At 60.9% G+C, this 13472-nt stretch carries 18 protein-coding genes and 1 pseudogene; 14 read left to right on the forward strand and 5 right to left on the reverse strand.

Annotated features, from left to right (window positions below):
• Positions 1-39: 39 nt before the first annotated feature.
• The 4 genes and pseudogenes from AACW30_RS08710 (at position 40) to AACW30_RS08725 (ending at position 2518) form a co-directional block, all read left to right on the forward strand.
• Positions 40-735 carry a fumarylacetoacetate hydrolase family protein gene (locus AACW30_RS08710; RefSeq protein ID WP_200624766.1) on the forward strand — a complete coding sequence of 232 codons (696 nt, stop codon included), beginning with the start codon at positions 40-42 and terminating at the stop codon, positions 733-735.
• 36 nt (positions 736-771) lie between these two features.
• Positions 772-1680: a helix-turn-helix transcriptional regulator gene (locus AACW30_RS08715; protein WP_200624767.1), complete on the forward strand. Its 909-nt coding sequence runs from the start codon at positions 772-774 to the stop codon at positions 1678-1680.
• Positions 1681-1808: 128 nt separating this feature from the next.
• Positions 1809-2253 (forward strand): annotated as a pseudogene (locus AACW30_RS08720) (GNAT family N-acetyltransferase).
• 4 nt (positions 2254-2257) lie between these two features.
• Positions 2258-2518, forward strand: coding sequence for a hypothetical protein (locus tag AACW30_RS08725; protein WP_200624768.1), 261 nt, complete (start codon positions 2258-2260; stop codon positions 2516-2518).
• Between the two features lie 265 nt (positions 2519-2783).
• Here AACW30_RS08725 and AACW30_RS08730 read toward each other — a convergent pair whose 3' ends face one another.
• Positions 2784-3728, reverse strand: a complete 945-nt coding sequence (locus tag AACW30_RS08730) for a sensor domain-containing diguanylate cyclase (protein WP_200624769.1) — start codon at positions 3726-3728, stop codon at positions 2784-2786.
• A gap of 246 nt (positions 3729-3974) precedes the next feature.
• On the opposite strand from AACW30_RS08730, the gene AACW30_RS08735 reads away from it, so the two are divergent.
• A complete protein-coding gene (locus tag AACW30_RS08735; RefSeq protein ID WP_106577778.1) occupies positions 3975-4223 on the forward strand; it encodes a DUF1652 domain-containing protein in 249 nt (82 codons plus the stop codon).
• On the opposite strand, the gene AACW30_RS08740 is transcribed toward AACW30_RS08735, so the two are convergent.
• The gene (locus AACW30_RS08740; protein WP_179677705.1) at positions 4220-4360 is read right to left on the reverse strand and encodes a hypothetical protein; all 141 of its coding nucleotides are present in this window, start codon (positions 4358-4360) and stop codon (positions 4220-4222) included. The genes AACW30_RS08735 and AACW30_RS08740 overlap by 4 nt on opposite strands.
• Positions 4361-4585: 225 nt before the next feature.
• Between AACW30_RS08740 and AACW30_RS08745 the strand changes: the two genes are divergently transcribed.
• The 5 genes from AACW30_RS08745 to AACW30_RS08765 are packed head-to-tail and all read left to right on the forward strand — an operon-like array spanning position 4586 to position 7048.
• On the forward strand, positions 4586-4897 hold the full coding sequence (locus AACW30_RS08745; RefSeq protein WP_200624770.1) for a YXWGXW repeat-containing protein: 312 nt from the start codon (positions 4586-4588) through the stop codon (positions 4895-4897).
• Positions 4898-4934: 37 nt separating this feature from the next.
• A complete protein-coding gene (locus AACW30_RS08750; protein WP_200624771.1) occupies positions 4935-5513 on the forward strand; it encodes an RNA polymerase sigma factor in 579 nt (192 codons plus the stop codon).
• Positions 5510-5941 carry a hypothetical protein gene (locus AACW30_RS08755; RefSeq protein ID WP_200624772.1) on the forward strand — a complete coding sequence of 144 codons (432 nt, stop codon included), beginning with the start codon at positions 5510-5512 and terminating at the stop codon, positions 5939-5941. Before AACW30_RS08750 ends, AACW30_RS08755 begins: the two co-directional genes overlap by 4 nt.
• Complete coding sequence (locus AACW30_RS08760) at positions 5938-6432, forward strand: periplasmic heavy metal sensor (protein ID WP_106577782.1); 495 nt, start codon at positions 5938-5940, stop codon at positions 6430-6432. The genes AACW30_RS08755 and AACW30_RS08760 overlap by 4 nt, the downstream gene beginning before the upstream one ends.
• Positions 6433-6469: 37 nt before the next feature.
• On the forward strand, positions 6470-7048 hold the full coding sequence (locus tag AACW30_RS08765) for a hypothetical protein (RefSeq protein ID WP_119741720.1): 579 nt from the start codon (positions 6470-6472) through the stop codon (positions 7046-7048).
• 488 nt (positions 7049-7536) lie between these two features.
• Here the strand turns inward: AACW30_RS08765 and AACW30_RS08770 are convergent, their stop codons facing one another.
• Positions 7537-7899, reverse strand: a complete 363-nt coding sequence (locus AACW30_RS08770) for an NUDIX hydrolase (RefSeq protein WP_106577784.1) — start codon at positions 7897-7899, stop codon at positions 7537-7539.
• A 127-nt stretch (positions 7900-8026) separates the two neighbouring features.
• Between AACW30_RS08770 and AACW30_RS08775 the strand changes: the two genes are divergently transcribed.
• Positions 8027-9007 (forward strand): Gfo/Idh/MocA family protein, encoded by a 981-nt coding sequence (locus AACW30_RS08775; protein WP_200624773.1) that lies wholly within the window; start codon positions 8027-8029, stop codon positions 9005-9007.
• Positions 9008-9051: 44 nt separating this feature from the next.
• Entirely contained in the window at positions 9052-9693 is a 642-nt protein-coding gene (locus AACW30_RS08780) for a ribonuclease T2 family protein (RefSeq protein WP_200624774.1), read from the forward strand.
• Here the strand turns inward: AACW30_RS08780 and AACW30_RS08785 are convergent, their stop codons facing one another.
• Positions 9694-10542 carry an AraC family transcriptional regulator gene (locus AACW30_RS08785; RefSeq protein WP_200624775.1) on the reverse strand — a complete coding sequence of 283 codons (849 nt, stop codon included), beginning with the start codon at positions 10540-10542 and terminating at the stop codon, positions 9694-9696.
• Positions 10543-10651: 109 nt separating this feature from the next.
• On the opposite strand from AACW30_RS08785, the gene AACW30_RS08790 reads away from it, so the two are divergent.
• Positions 10652-11062, forward strand: coding sequence for a hypothetical protein (locus AACW30_RS08790; protein ID WP_200624776.1), 411 nt, complete (start codon positions 10652-10654; stop codon positions 11060-11062).
• Between the two features lie 887 nt (positions 11063-11949).
• Here AACW30_RS08790 and AACW30_RS08795 read toward each other — a convergent pair.
• A complete protein-coding gene (locus AACW30_RS08795; protein WP_119741734.1) occupies positions 11950-12297 on the reverse strand; it encodes a hypothetical protein in 348 nt (115 codons plus the stop codon).
• A 226-nt stretch (positions 12298-12523) separates the two neighbouring features.
• On the opposite strand from AACW30_RS08795, the gene glsB reads away from it, so the two are divergent.
• Positions 12524-13432: a glutaminase B gene (gene glsB, locus AACW30_RS08800; protein WP_200624853.1), complete on the forward strand. Its 909-nt coding sequence runs from the start codon at positions 12524-12526 to the stop codon at positions 13430-13432.
• The last annotated feature ends 40 nt before the right edge of the window (positions 13433-13472 follow it).

Consider the following 13472-nt stretch of genomic DNA (forward strand, 5'->3'; position numbering starts at 1 on the left):
TCGTCATACTGGCGCCAGGCAAACCAAGAGGCGCAGGCCATGACTGATTATGTAATTACTCCTGAACCCACCCCATCCCTGGCCATCCGTGGCAGCGCGGCACGTTTTCCGCTGCGCCGCGTGTTCTGCGTGGGCCGCAACTACAGCGAACATGCCCGCGAGATGGGGCATGATCCGGATCGCGAGCCGCCGTTCTTCTTCATGAAACCGGCTGACGCGGTGGTGCCGGCCGAGGGCGTGATTGCCTATCCGCCGCTGACCGCCGATCTTCACCATGAAGTGGAGCTGGTGGTGGCCATCGCAAAGGGCGGGGTAAACATCACTCCCGAGGATGCGTTTTCCCACATCTGGGGTTACGGCGTCGGCATCGACCTGACCCGCCGCGACCTGCAGGCCCAGGCGAAAAAGCTCTCACGCCCGTGGGAATGGGCCAAGGCCTTTGATGAGTCGGCGCCCAGCACTGCGTTGCAGCCCGTGAGTGCGGTGGGGCACCCGTCTACCGGCAAAATCTGGCTGAAGGTCAATGGCGAACAGCGCCAGGTAGGCGACCTGGCCGACTTGATCTGGTCGGTCAGTGAAGTGATCAGCTATGCCTCGCAATCCGTCGCACTCAAGGCCGGTGACCTGATCTTTACCGGCACCCCTGCCGGCGTTGGCGCGCTGCAGCCGGGCGATGTGGTTACTGCCGGCATCGACGGCGTTGGCGAGCTGAGCTTCACCCTCAGCCAGGGTTGAGGCTACAGTGGTGCCCAGGCCACCCGAGATTTCGTTATGCCAGGCACCCGCGTCACCACTTATGGCATGGAACAACGCAGCGACCGTCCCGACTTTTATATCCGCGACAAGCGCGGGCGGGCGGCGCTGACCAGTCCGCATCGGCATGAATATTTCCAGATCCAGATCAACCTGGGCGGCGACACCGTGCAGCATATCGGCGGCGCGGTGCGGCCGTTTCCGCACAAGGCGCTGGCGTTTATCCTGCCCCATCGCCTGCATGTGATTCCCCATCCCGAAGACGGCGAGTTCATGCTGATCAACTTCAGCCAGGCGTTTTTTCTGCCGCAGCTGACCTGCGACCCGCTGGACCTGGAGGACATTCCCATCGGCCAAGCCCCGGAGTTGTCGCCGTTTCGTTTTCAGGAGCAGTTGGATTTCATCCTCAACGACGCGGCCTTCGACGACGTGAAATCCTGGCTGGCGCACATGCGCACTCTGGACGCCCAGCGCACCTTCGGCGCCCGTGAGCGGTTGAAAGGCTATCTCTTCCAACTGATCGGTCTGGTCTGCGAGCAGTACGCCGAACCGCTGCAGGCATTTGCCGCCAATAACGCGACCCGGCGCGGGCGCAAGGACGCCCTGGCGCGGGTGCAAGGCTACATTCGCGAGCATCTGCACGAGCCAACCCTCAACCTGACTGAGGCTGCGGCCGCTGCCTTCCTCTCGCCCAACTACCTCACGCATTTGTTGCGCAAGGAAACCGGCAAACCCTTTTCGCAACTGGTGCTTGATCGCCGCATGCAATTGGCGCGCACCTTGTTGCTCAACAGCGCGCAAATGATCGGCGTGATCGCCCAGCGCTGCGGGTTTACCGATGAGGCGTACTTTTCGCGCTGCTTTCGCAAGGCGCATGGCATGGCGCCGGGGCAGTATCGCCGCCAGCAGCAGGCGAATGCGGTGTAGATAAAGCGCGTGCTTGTCGGTGGCGCTCGACAGCGCTCACATACACCCGCAGGCTGGCTTTTTACAAATCCACGACAATGCTTATGTTTCTATGTGCATACAATTGCGCCCTTCAACAGGAGGCCCGTATGCAAATTCCGATACGCGTGGCGACGCCGGACGATATCGACACGCTCTTCGCTATTCGCACCTCGGTGGTGCAAAACCATTTGAGCCGCGAACAGATGACCGCGCTGGGGATTACCCCGCAGGTGCTGGCAGACAGCATTCGTGAAGCGCCCTGTGTGTGGATCGCCGAGGTTGAGGGCCGGCCTGTCGCCTTTTCCATGGTCGACCGGGCCGCAGGCGAGGTGTTTGCGATGTTTGTACTGCCCGCTACGAAGGCCTGGGCTTGGGCCGCCGCTGATGGCGGTGGCTGAAGCGGCACTGTTTGAACAGCATGAACGGTTGTTTTTGATCACCGATGGCCGCGATGAAATCCGTGCCAACGGGTTTTACCAGCGGCTGGGCTGGTCGATGGTTGCTCGGGTCGAGGGCGACGACGTCCGGTACGAGAAGAGCAGGGTGCCTTAGTGTCATGAACCCAACGGAACCCCCAGCGTCCTACGGCTTTCGCTACTTTGCGATCGGGGTTCTGTGCGTCGCGGTATTACTGGGTGGCTATTTCATGTGGCTCAATGCCCAGGTCGACCGGGCGCGCGTCGAGGCGGCCGAGCGGTTGGCACTTTGCAGGCAGGTAGAGCGTGTCGCCAGCGCGGCGTCGTCCAACAGCCTGGAACTTCGCGATACATGCCGGCAATTAAACGGGCAATCATCCAACAGTGTTGCACCTCTATGATTCATAACCCTTTTTAATATAAGGAGATAGAGGCGTAACTTGCACCAAACAGTGGCATTTATAATCCCGTCCTCCTTAAAAAATGTGTGGTTATTGAATGACTTACGGCGTTTTCAATCCGACGAAAGGATTAAAATCATCTTGTTACAGGTTTTTACAATCGGTACTATAGCCGGGCGTTCACCTCCCACGGTTTATGCACTTTTAAATCCCAAGTTTCCATCAGCTACTTGGGATTTTTTTTGCCCGGAATTTGACTGTGGAGTCAAAGTTCATCGTCGGCAAACTCTGCCCGCATACGCCCGTTATGTTTGGCCTTGTACAGCAACTTATCGACTGACTCGACAAACTCGAGCAGGTTGCTGTTGCGCGTCACCAGATGAGTGCCAACGCCCAGGCTCAGGGTCAGCAGTTTGGAAACCGCTGAAAAGCCATGTTCGATCTGTTGTTGGCAGATCAGGTGCAGGCAGCGTCGCGCCACTTGCCTGGCCGACGCCGCGTCAGTCTCCGGCAGCAGCCACACAAACTCCTCGCCGCCGATCCGCGCAATGAAATCCCGTGGACGGTTAGCCGCCAGCGACAAGGTGCGCGCTACCTGGCGCAAGGCTTCGTCGCCTTTGATGTGGCCGTAGTGGTCGTTGTACTGCTTGAAAAAATCGATATCGAGGATGATCAACGACAGCGGCAACTGGCTGCGCTGGGCGCTTGCCCATTCGCGCTCCAGCACGGTGTCGAACATGCGGCGATTGGCAATGCCGGTGAGGCCGTCCTGGAAGGAATATTCCTCCAGTTGTTTTTGCAGGCGAATCAAGTGTTCTTCGGTCTTCTTGCGCTCGCTGATATCGAACATGAAGCCGATCAACGCTTCGACTTCATCGCCCTTGCGCACCACATGCACCACATCGCGAATCCACACGTAGTCTCCGTTTACCGTCAGCGCGCGGTAATCGGCCTCGTGGTCAACGCCGGCGCGCGATTGCGATACGCAAAAGTTCACCACGTACTCACGGTCGTCCGGGTGCATGCGCTCGACCCAGTCGTCCACGCTGACCCAGCTTTGCGGGGTCCAGCCCAGCAACGCTTCGATCTGCGGACCGATGTAAGTGAACGTCATGGTCTGCCAATCGATGCGCCAGGGAATGGCCTTGGTCGACTCCAGCAGCGTTTTGTATACATCACTGTCGGGCAGTCTTGGGGGATCGATGCTCATGGCGGGCTGCTCTGGATGATGGCAAAGAGCCAAGAGCGTCTTGTGAACGCCGTGTAGAGTCAAGCGCTTGCCCAGGCAGCGGACGAGAGGTCGCGTGCTGGGTTTTTGGCGCCAGGGCGCCAGCGTCCACAAGGCAAAATGCGGCTCAGGTATCACTTTTGAATTAATTGTTCAGTGCTCGGCAAAAGCTTATCTATGCTGGATGCAACACACCTACAGGGTAGAACCCAAGGACGGGGGCTTGTCATGATGTCGATCATCGAACTCAACCGCATCATGGCCTCGGGCTTCCTGCCGCTTGTGTGTGAGTGCAGCCTCAACAGCGACGGCTCGCTGCGCATCAGCGTATTTGAACCGGCGTCCGGGCGTGTCGACCTGTTGCTGACCCGGGTGTCGCCCCAAGGTCTGGACAGCGTCCGTTCCATCGCAAACCTGATTGGCGAACTGCGCACCGAGATCAAGGCCGGGCGCCGTGGCTTTGCGGCAGTCGGTTAGCTGTTCACGGTGCTGCTGGGCGTGGACACAGCGCCGTAGTAGCGCCAGCAGCAATGCCGGTGTTCCGGCAGGATGACACAGCCGCTGAGGCTGGCGATCAGCAGGGCGGCGACAAGCAGAGTCAGGCGACGAGACATGGTTATTTCCTCATGGTGTGCATTGCGTTACACCTTGAACGCCGCCACTTGCGCAAATCCGTCGCCACGCTTTCAAACATTTCATCAAGCGCCGCCATCCCCTGAGTAATACTCGCCTTAACCAGCGTCGAGAAAAATTTTGTCGTTATCGCGACGGATTTTTCCTACCCCGCCGTTCAACCCATCAGCAGCGAACATTTTCGTCCGCCGTATGAAGGAGTTGCCATGAATCCACTGGCCAAATTGCGCTATGCCTTGCTGGTTCCGCTGGCGTTTGCCGCGCTTGTCAGCCCCCCGACCTTTGCCCAAACCGAAGTGATCATCCGCCAGGCGCCACCGGCGGAGCGTGTTGAAGTGATTCCCGCCGAACGCCCAGGCTTTGTCTGGGACCGTGGCCACTGGCAATGGATGCACGGCGCGTATGCCTGGGTGCCGGGCCACTGGCAGGAGGTGGTGCGCAATGCCCGTTGGGAACCTGGGCACTGGGAATCCCGTGGCCCGAACTGGTACTGGCGCGAAGGCCACTGGATCCGCTGAACCCTGAACCTTAGCCAGTGCATTGAGAACTGCCCGATTGAAAGACACTGATCCGGACGTTGAGCTACTGGCGCGTATCAGCAACAACGAGCCTGCTGCCGTCAACGAAATGGTGACGCGCAAGCTTCCGCGTTTGCTCGCGCTCGCCAGTCGGATCCTCGGGGATGCCGACGAGGCCAAGGACGTGGCCCAGGAAAGTTTCCTGCGCATCTGGCGCCAGGCGGCCAGCTGGCGGCCTGGCGAAGCGCGTTTCGACACCTGGCTGCACCGCGTGGCACTCAACCTGTGCCACGACCGGTTGCGTCGGCGCAAGGAGCGCCCGTTGAACGAAGACGAGGTGCTGGAACTGGCGGACAGCGCGCCGGCCCTTGATGAACAGTTGGAAACGGCCGACCGCAGTGCAAGGATGGCCGCCGCGTTGGCGACCTTGCCCGAGCGGCAGCGCGAAGCCATCGTGTTGCAGTACTACCAGGAGCTGTCGAATATCGACGCCGCGGCCCTGATGAACATCAGCGTCGAGGCACTGGAGAGCCTGCTGTCGCGGGCCCGACGCCAGTTGCGCAGTCAACTTGCCGACACACCCGGGCTCGCCCGCCCAGGAAGGGGAAAACCATGAAACCTGAACGATTTGCGCACCTGGCTGACGCCTACGGGGCCAGCCTGCACCGTTGGCCTCTGGCTGAGCAGGCGCCCGCCCAGGCGCTGCTCGACAGCGGCAATGTCCACGCCCGCGAGGCATTGCGTGAGGCCAGCTGGCTGGATGGGCAGTTGGACAGCCATCAGTTGGCATTCGCCGACCCGGCGCTGGCGCGCCAGATCCGTGAGTCTGCACCGCGACGGGCGTCGTTCTGGTCGCGTTACGCCCACTGGCTGTCGCCCGCAGGCCTGGTGGGCGCGGGCATTGCCGGCATCGCCGCCGGGGTGCTGGTGGCGTCGCTGAGCGTGCCGTTGCCGATGCTGTCATCCGACGTGCTGCCCAGCGTCTTCGATCAGGGCGATGCCGACGTCGTCTTCACCGTCAACGCCGAGGAAACCGAGCAATGACCCCAAAATCCCTTAAACCGTGGTTGCTTGTCTCGGTGCTGCTCAACGTGTTTTTGATCGGCGGCGTGGGTGGCGGCCTCTACCACTGGATGGCCACGCCCCGGCCTGCCGAAGCGGTGGTCAACCAGCACGGTTTGCGCCAGGCGATGATCAAATTGCCGCCAGAGCGACGCAAGGAATTGCGCCAGTTACTGCGCCAGAACCGTGCCGACAGCCAACCGCTGATCATGGCCGGTCGCGAAGCGCGGCTGGGCGTGATCAAACAGCTGGAAGCGCCGACCCTTGATCGCGAAGTGCTGGTGACGGAGCTGGCCAAGGCGCGCGAGGCCGACGCCGCGCTGCGGGCCTTGGTGGACACGACACTGGCGCAGTTCGCGAGCAATCTGCCCCAGGATGAACGGCAGAAACTGGTGGAGGCGTTGTACCAGCGCGGGCAGGCCAAAAGCCGCGAGAAACTTCCCCAGGTCGCGGGGAATAAACCGCGCTCTTGAGCTGTTATGCACTCACGATCACCCTCGAGAGTTGCATATGCCGGCTGCTAAAAAGAAACAAGCCTTTGGATTTTCCTGTGGGGCGGCCTCGTTGCTGTGCGCCGCCGTGGAACTGGGCGGCACCTTGCCCGCAGGCCTGACGGCGACTGACGCCCTGCGCACCAACATGTGTGAAGTCGAGCTGTACAAGATCACGTCCGGCGCCATTACGGGCGGAGTGGTCAAGCCTTTCGACCCGACCAAGGCGGGTTACTCTTACCCGCATAACGTGGCGTTGGCGGCGCGCTCGCTGGGGTTGAATGTGACGATCTACATGGATGGGTTTCTGGCCACGGCGCTGTCGGTGCTCTACCCGCAGTGCGAGGAGCAATGCATCAAGGCCGGGTTTCCGGTGATTCATGGCAAACCTCCGACGTTGGCGGCGAACCGGCGTGCGTTGATCGTGGTGACGACGTTTTTGATTGGCCTGCACTATGTGATGGAGCGGCCGGGCGGTGGGTACATGGACCCGAATGATGGTGAGGATTTTGCCGACTTCAAGGCCATGAATGGGGTGTCCAAGGCGTATGGGCAGACCGGGATTACCTTGGTGTTAGAGCGGGAAGTGGTGGTTTAGCGTTCACGGTCCTGTGCAGATCCAGTGGGGGAGCCGTCGAGCTTTAGCGAGGCCGCGAAGGCGCCAGTGCGGGCACAACAACCCGAGTGTCGGTCACCTTTTTGGGGCCGAGTCTCGATCAAAAGCAAAGCACCGCGCCCTGATGGGTTACAACAAAAGCGCTTCTTCGCTGTGCGGCGGCGGGTTGCAAGTTACCTGACGGTAGGGAAACCCAATGTGGGAGCGGGCTTGCCCGCGAAGACGGTGGGTCGGGTACGAATTCATTGACTGACATGCCGTCTTCGCGAGCAAGCCCGCTCCCACAACTTTCACCGCGCAAGGCTCTCAGGCTAACCGGCCCATCTTTCGAAGATGCCCTATTTGGCGACTCGCGCGCGGTTTCGGTAGCGCATGCGGCCGCTGCCGCGTTCGTCAAATCCTTTGTCGAACGGCAGAAAGCGAATGGCGTGGTGAAGCGAGGTTGGCTGGACAGCGTGCAGAGCGCGGAATTACAAGCGGCGCAGGAAGGATTTGACGATGTGGCGGGTGGCGTCGGTGGTGTCCAGTTCGTCCAGCGCGGCATAGGCGTGCCAGCGGCAATCGACGATCTCGTTGCAAGGTCGTGCCTCGGCGATATTCACCACCGAGGCTTCGAACACGTGGTGCACGGTGTCGCGGGCCTTCACTTCCTGCAAGTACAGCAAGCCGTCCACGTTCAATCCGGTTTCTTCTTCGAGCTCGCGTTCGGCCGCGCCGACCGGGCGCTCGTCACGCTCGACCTTGCCGCCGGGCAATGCCCATTTCGATCTGGCCTTGCGCACGAAGAGGATATGCCCCTCGTGTTCGCAAATGACCGTGGCCCTTATTTTCATCGTGTGTGCCCCCGCAGCGGGATGAATGTCATAAAAGTGTAATGCAATTGTCATGCTAAGTGCTTATGGCGCGCACGGGTGGGGATGTGGATACTGACCGATTGATGAAAACGGACGAGGAGAACAGATGACTACCGTACGTTGGGGCATGATCGGTTGTGGCAGTGTCACTGAATTGAAGAGTGGACCCGCTTTCTACAAAGCACCAGATTCGGCACTGGTGGCCGTGATGGGGCGTCGCGAGGAGGCGGTGCGCGATTATGCGGCACGCCACGGCATTGCGCGCTTTTATACCGACGCTCAGGCACTGATCGACGACCCTGAAGTGGACGCGGTGTACATCGCTACACCGCCTGACAGCCACCTTGAATACAGCCTGATGGTGGCGGCCGCCGGCAAACATTGCTGTGTCGAGAAACCCATGGCCCTCAACGCCGAGCAAAGCGCGTTGATGCAGCGCACCTTCGAACGCGCCGGGTTGCACTTGTTTGTTTCCTACTACCGCCGCTCGCTGCCGCGCTTTGAGCAGGTGCGCGACTGGCTGCGAGACGGGCGCATCGGTGAATTGCGCCAAGTGATCTGGACCTTGAGCAAACCACCGGCCGCCGCGGACGCCAGCGCCGCCAATTGGCGTACCGACCCGGCTGTTGCCGGTGGCGGCTACTTTGCCGACCTCGCCAGCCACGGGTTTGATTTGTTTCAGTTTCTGGCCGGCGATATCGTCGAAGTCACCGGGTTTACCGCCCGACAAGCCGGGGAATATGCCGCCGAAGATGCGGTGACGGCCTGCTGGACCTTCGGTTCCGGCGCGCTGGGCATGGGCTGCTGGAACTTCGTTGCGGACCGCCGCGAAGACCGCGTAGAGCTGATCGGCAGCCGCGGCCGCATCACCTTTGCCGTGTTCGAAGACCAGCCATTGCGCCTTGAAGGCGAAGTCGACGAAGTGCTCGAAGTACCTTGCCATGCGCATATCCAGTGGCACCATGTGCTGGCGATGAACGCCCACATTCGTGGCGAGGCCGAGCATCCTTCGCTGGCGATCGAGGCGTTGAAGACCGATCGGGTTCTGGACAAGGTACTGCAGCGCAATCCCAACCGCCCCGAGTAACCGTCCTGCGGTGCGCGGCGCCTATGTTTTCAAGGAACAGATGGATGAACTACAAGACAGCCTGGATAGCGCTGTGGCTGGTGCTGGCCAGCATGGTGGCGCAAGCGGCGCCACGCGAGCAGAGGCCCGCGGGAGATTTTGATTTTTACCTGCTGTCACTGTCGTGGTCGCCGACGTTTTGCCTCACGCACGCGGACAACCAACAATGCTCCGGCAAGGGCTATGGGTTTGTCTTGCATGGGCTATGGCCGCAATACGCCAAAGGCGGGTGGCCTGCATCGTGTGACCCGCAATCGCGGTTGTCGGCGCAGGAACTGGCCAAGGGCGCTTTGATATTCCCCACGCGCACGCTGCTTAAACATGAATGGTCCAGGCACGGCACGTGCAGCGGTCTGGATGCGTCGCGCTATCTGGACGCGACGGATGCGGCGCTGGCGACAGTGCAGATTCCGCCGCAGTTGCAGCCGTTCAATGTGCCCAACTACCTGGAAGCGCGCGACATCGAACACCTGTTTCGCCAGAGCAACCCGGCCATGGGCGACCATGGCATGGCTGTGATCTGCAAGGGCAAGGTGTTGTCCGAAGTGCGCGTGTGCCTGACCAAGGAATTGCGCTTTGCCGGTTGCCCCGCAAGCGTCAAGACTCAGTGCCGCAGCGGCGATATTCGGGTCCCGGTGCAGCGCTGATCAGGCGCCCGAGTGCATCGAAATGGCTGCAGGCGTGGTACTCGACGCCCCGGCGCGGTCCGCCAGGTAACGCGCCGGTGGCTGGCCCACGGCTTTGCGGAACATGGTGATAAAACCGCTGGCGTTTTCATAGCCCAGGTCCAGCGCCACGCGCTGCACGCTTTCACCCTTGGCCAGGCGTTGCAGGGACAGGATCACATGCAACTGCCTGCGCCAGCGACCGAAGCTCAAGCCCAGCTCCTCCAACAGCAAGCGCGTCATGCTGCGCTCGCTCATGCCGATGCGCACGGCCCATTGGCTGAGGGTGGCCTTGTCGCTGGGGGCGGCCAGCAAACTCTCCGCCAGGCGTCGCAGCCTCGGGTCCTGGGGCATGGGCAAATGCAGGGCTTCGACCGGTGCCTGGGCCAGTTCATCGAGCAGCGTGTTGATCAAACGTCCCTGGGCGCCGTCTTCGTCATACAGCTGCGGGAAACTCACCGCCTTGCCGATCAACTCATGCAACAGGCCCGACACAGCCAGGGTGCAGCATTGCGCGGGCAGGGCGCCGCTGACGTCGGGGTCGATCAACAGGCAATACACCTCGGCCTCACCTGAACCCCTCGCGGCGTGCGGCAGGCCACCGGGAATCCACAGCGCGCACTGGGGCGGCACGATCCAGATACCGGCCTCGATCTGACAGTGAATCACCCCGCGCAGGGTGTACATCAGTTGGCCTTTGCGATGTGAATGCGGCGTGTGCTCCCAGCGTTCGCTGGTGCTGCTGGCACTCACGGCCACCACCGCACGCGGGAATACGTCGGCATCCTTGGACATCGAGGGATGATGCAGATCGAGGCGGTGGTGCTTCATATTCGGTTCGCAGCTTGGCTGAATTGCGAAACAGTCTGGCTATTCTGTGCAATGCCGTCCAGTGGCGTGGTCACTATAGTGAGATCTACTCTCATTCAGGAGCTGTGCCATGCGACTCGACAGTACAACGTTCCCCGTGGTGAAAATCGTCTTCGACGCGCCCAACGAAAGCGGCCCGGAAGATGCCTTTGTGGTCTTTGAAGGGTTGTTGGCCAGAGAGCAGGCCTTCTTGCTGCTGCACGAAAAATCCGTGGACGAAAACGCCCACGAGCACTCTCACGAGGAGCGCAGGCAAGCCTCGATTTGGATGAAGAAAAACAAACGGGCGCTGCGCACCTTCGTCAAAGGCATGATCCAGATAGAACCCAGTGCCGCCCAACGCCTGGCCCTCAAGCCATTTGCCGCGATGTTCGGCAAAGCCTGGGGCTACCCACTGCTGGTCGTAGAGTCCAAGGACCAGGCATGGGCGCTGGCGCGGGATGTGCTGGATGAGCAGATATCCGACGTGGCGCACTTTTGACGTGTGCTCATTGAAAACGGTGGGGGCGGCTTGCTCGCGAAGGCGGTGGGTCAGCTACACCTTCAGTGACTGACACTGCGCCTTCGCGAGCAAGCCCGCTCCCACATTATTCGGTGGCGCCCTTTGGTTCAGGCACACCGTTCGGCCTACTGTGCTGGATGAGCCGGTTTCCAACGTCGCGCACTTTCCAGGTGTACGCAGTCAAAACGGTGGGAGCTGGCTTGCCTGCGACAGCGGTGGGTCAGCAACATTGATGTCAGCTGACACGCCCTCATCGCAGGCAAGCCAGCTCCCACATTATTCGGTGGCGCCCTTTGGTTCAGGCACACCGTTCGGCCTACGGTGATAGATGAACCCGCTTCCAACGTCGCGCACTTTCTAGGTGTACGCAGTCAAAACTGTGGGAGCTGGCTTGCCTGCGATAGCGGTGGGTCAGCTACACCTTCAGTGATTGACACTGCGCCTTCGCGAGCAAGCCCGCTCCCACATTATTCGGTGGCGCCCTTTGGTTCACGCACACCGTTCGGCCTACGGTGATGGATGAACCCGTTCAAACGTCGCGCACTTTCTAGGTGTACGCAGTAAAAACGGTGGGAGCGGGCTTGCTCGCGAATGCGGCGGGTCAGCGACACACCCGGTGACTGACACTGCGCCTTCGCGAGCAAGCCCGCTCCCACATTATTCGGTGGCGCCCTTTGGTTCACGCACACCGTTCGGCCTACTGTGCTGGATGAGCCAGTCTCCAACGTCGCGCACTTTCTAGGTGTACGCAGTTAAAACTGTGGGAGCGGGCTTGCTCGCGAATGCGGCGGGTCAGCGACACACCCAGTGACTGACACTGCGCCTTCGCGAGCAAGCCCGCTCCTGGACTGTTTTGGCGGCGCCCATCAATCCACACAAATCGCCCGGCCCAGCTTGCCTTTCTCCACCGTCGCCGAGCAGCCGAAGTGGCTGTTATCCACCTGGCACGTACCCGCTACAGGGCCGTTGCCCGATTGCGTGGTCACACTGGTCTGACACTCACCCTCGCACTGGCTCGAATCGGTGCACGCCTTGCCCGCGTCCCTGTACGGCGTGATGCACTTCCAGCTCTGCAACTTGCCGACCTGCCTCATCGTGCCACCGCCCGCCAGGCAGGTGGATGCGGCGGAATCCTGCGCCGGCGCAGCGGTGGGCGAGTGGGTCGAGCAGGCCGATACCAGCAACAGGGCGGCCAAGCCAATCATCAATTTCATGCAAAAGTCCTCGTGGAGTAAGCGCAGCGGCGCAGTGTACGGGCTATTGGACTCCTTTGATTGACGAGCGATCCCTACCTGGAAGTTGACCCATGCACACCCTATGAAAACGCTGTATTGCCCTGCTGGACTTCACGTTCTCTAGTGCGCCACCTGAGCGGCGCGTTTCAGGTATCCTGCGCGCCCCGTTTATCACTGATTCAAAGAAACAATGACCGGACAAGACATGCAGGCGCTGCTCGAGTCGATCCTCGACGAAGTTCGTCCACTGATCGGCCAGGGCAAAGTCGCCGACTACATCCCCGCACTGGCCGATGTGCCCGCCAATCAACTCGGTATCGCCGTGTACGGCAACGACGGCTCGGCGTACTGCGCCGGTGATGCCGACACGTTGTTCTCGGTGCAGAGCATTTCCAAGGTGTTCAGCCTGGTGCAGGCCATCGATCACGGCGGCGAAACCATCTGGGAACGCTTGGGCCACGAACCGTCGGGGCAACCGTTCAATTCCATGGTGCAGCTGGAATTCGAACGCGGCCGCCCACGCAACCCGTTCATCAACGCCGGCGCGCTGGTGATCTGCGACATCAACCAGTCGCGCTTTGCCGTGCCGATCCTGTCGATGCGCGACTTCGTGCGGCGCCTGTCGGGCAACCCGCAGATCCTGGTCAACAGCGTCGTCGCCGACTCCGAAGCCCAACACGGTGCACGCAACGCGGCCATGGCCTACCTGATGAAAGCCTTCGGCAACTTCCACAACGACGTGGACGCAGTGCTGCACAGCTACTTCAATTACTGCGCGTTGCAAATGAGCTGCCTGGACCTGGCCAGGGGCTTCAGTTTTCTCGCCAACGAGGGCGTGAGTGCCCACAGCGGCGAGCAGATTTTGACTGCGCGTCAGACCAAGCAAGTCAACTCGATCATGGCCACCAGCGGACTGTATGACGAGGCGGGCAATTTTGCCTATCGCGTGGGTTTACCGGGCAAGAGCGGGGTAGGTGGCGGGATTGTCGCGGTGGTGCCGGGCCAGTTCACCGTGTGCGTGTGGTCGCCGGAGTTGAATGCGGCGGGCAATTCGCTGGCCGGGATGAAGGCGTTGGAGTTGTTGAGTGAGCGGATTGGGTGGTCGGTGTTTTGAGGGCCTGGGGATTCAGGGTTGATGCCCTGAAATCCCCCTG

The organism is Pseudomonas sp. MF6747 (genome assembly GCF_963890955.1).
Taxonomy (GTDB): Bacteria; Pseudomonadota; Gammaproteobacteria; order Pseudomonadales; family Pseudomonadaceae; genus Aquipseudomonas.

Bases quoted from the DNA above. Each gene is read 5' to 3' on its own strand.
- AACW30_RS08710 (WP_200624766.1), top strand. From the start codon at position 40: ATGACTGATTATGTAATTACTCCTGAACCCACCCCATCCCTGGCCATC.
- AACW30_RS08715 (WP_200624767.1), top strand. From the start codon at position 772: ATGCCAGGCACCCGCGTCACCACTTATGGCATGGAACAACGCAGCGAC.
- AACW30_RS08725 (WP_200624768.1), top strand. From the start codon at position 2,258: ATGAACCCAACGGAACCCCCAGCGTCCTACGGCTTTCGCTACTTTGCG.
- AACW30_RS08730 (WP_200624769.1), bottom strand. From the start codon at position 3,728: ATGAGCATCGATCCCCCAAGACTGCCCGACAGTGATGTATACAAAACG.
- AACW30_RS08735 (WP_106577778.1), top strand. From the start codon at position 3,975: ATGATGTCGATCATCGAACTCAACCGCATCATGGCCTCGGGCTTCCTG.
- AACW30_RS08740 (WP_179677705.1), bottom strand. From the start codon at position 4,360: ATGTCTCGTCGCCTGACTCTGCTTGTCGCCGCCCTGCTGATCGCCAGC.
- AACW30_RS08745 (WP_200624770.1), top strand. From the start codon at position 4,586: ATGAATCCACTGGCCAAATTGCGCTATGCCTTGCTGGTTCCGCTGGCG.
- AACW30_RS08755 (WP_200624772.1), top strand. From the start codon at position 5,510: ATGAAACCTGAACGATTTGCGCACCTGGCTGACGCCTACGGGGCCAGC.
- AACW30_RS08760 (WP_106577782.1), top strand. From the start codon at position 5,938: ATGACCCCAAAATCCCTTAAACCGTGGTTGCTTGTCTCGGTGCTGCTC.
- AACW30_RS08765 (WP_119741720.1), top strand. From the start codon at position 6,470: ATGCCGGCTGCTAAAAAGAAACAAGCCTTTGGATTTTCCTGTGGGGCG.
- AACW30_RS08770 (WP_106577784.1), bottom strand. From the start codon at position 7,899: ATGAAAATAAGGGCCACGGTCATTTGCGAACACGAGGGGCATATCCTC.
- AACW30_RS08775 (WP_200624773.1), top strand. From the start codon at position 8,027: ATGACTACCGTACGTTGGGGCATGATCGGTTGTGGCAGTGTCACTGAA.
- AACW30_RS08780 (WP_200624774.1), top strand. From the start codon at position 9,052: ATGAACTACAAGACAGCCTGGATAGCGCTGTGGCTGGTGCTGGCCAGC.
- AACW30_RS08785 (WP_200624775.1), bottom strand. From the start codon at position 10,542: ATGAAGCACCACCGCCTCGATCTGCATCATCCCTCGATGTCCAAGGAT.
- AACW30_RS08790 (WP_200624776.1), top strand. From the start codon at position 10,652: ATGCGACTCGACAGTACAACGTTCCCCGTGGTGAAAATCGTCTTCGAC.
- AACW30_RS08795 (WP_119741734.1), bottom strand. From the start codon at position 12,297: ATGAAATTGATGATTGGCTTGGCCGCCCTGTTGCTGGTATCGGCCTGC.
- glsB (WP_200624853.1), top strand. From the start codon at position 12,524: ATGCAGGCGCTGCTCGAGTCGATCCTCGACGAAGTTCGTCCACTGATC.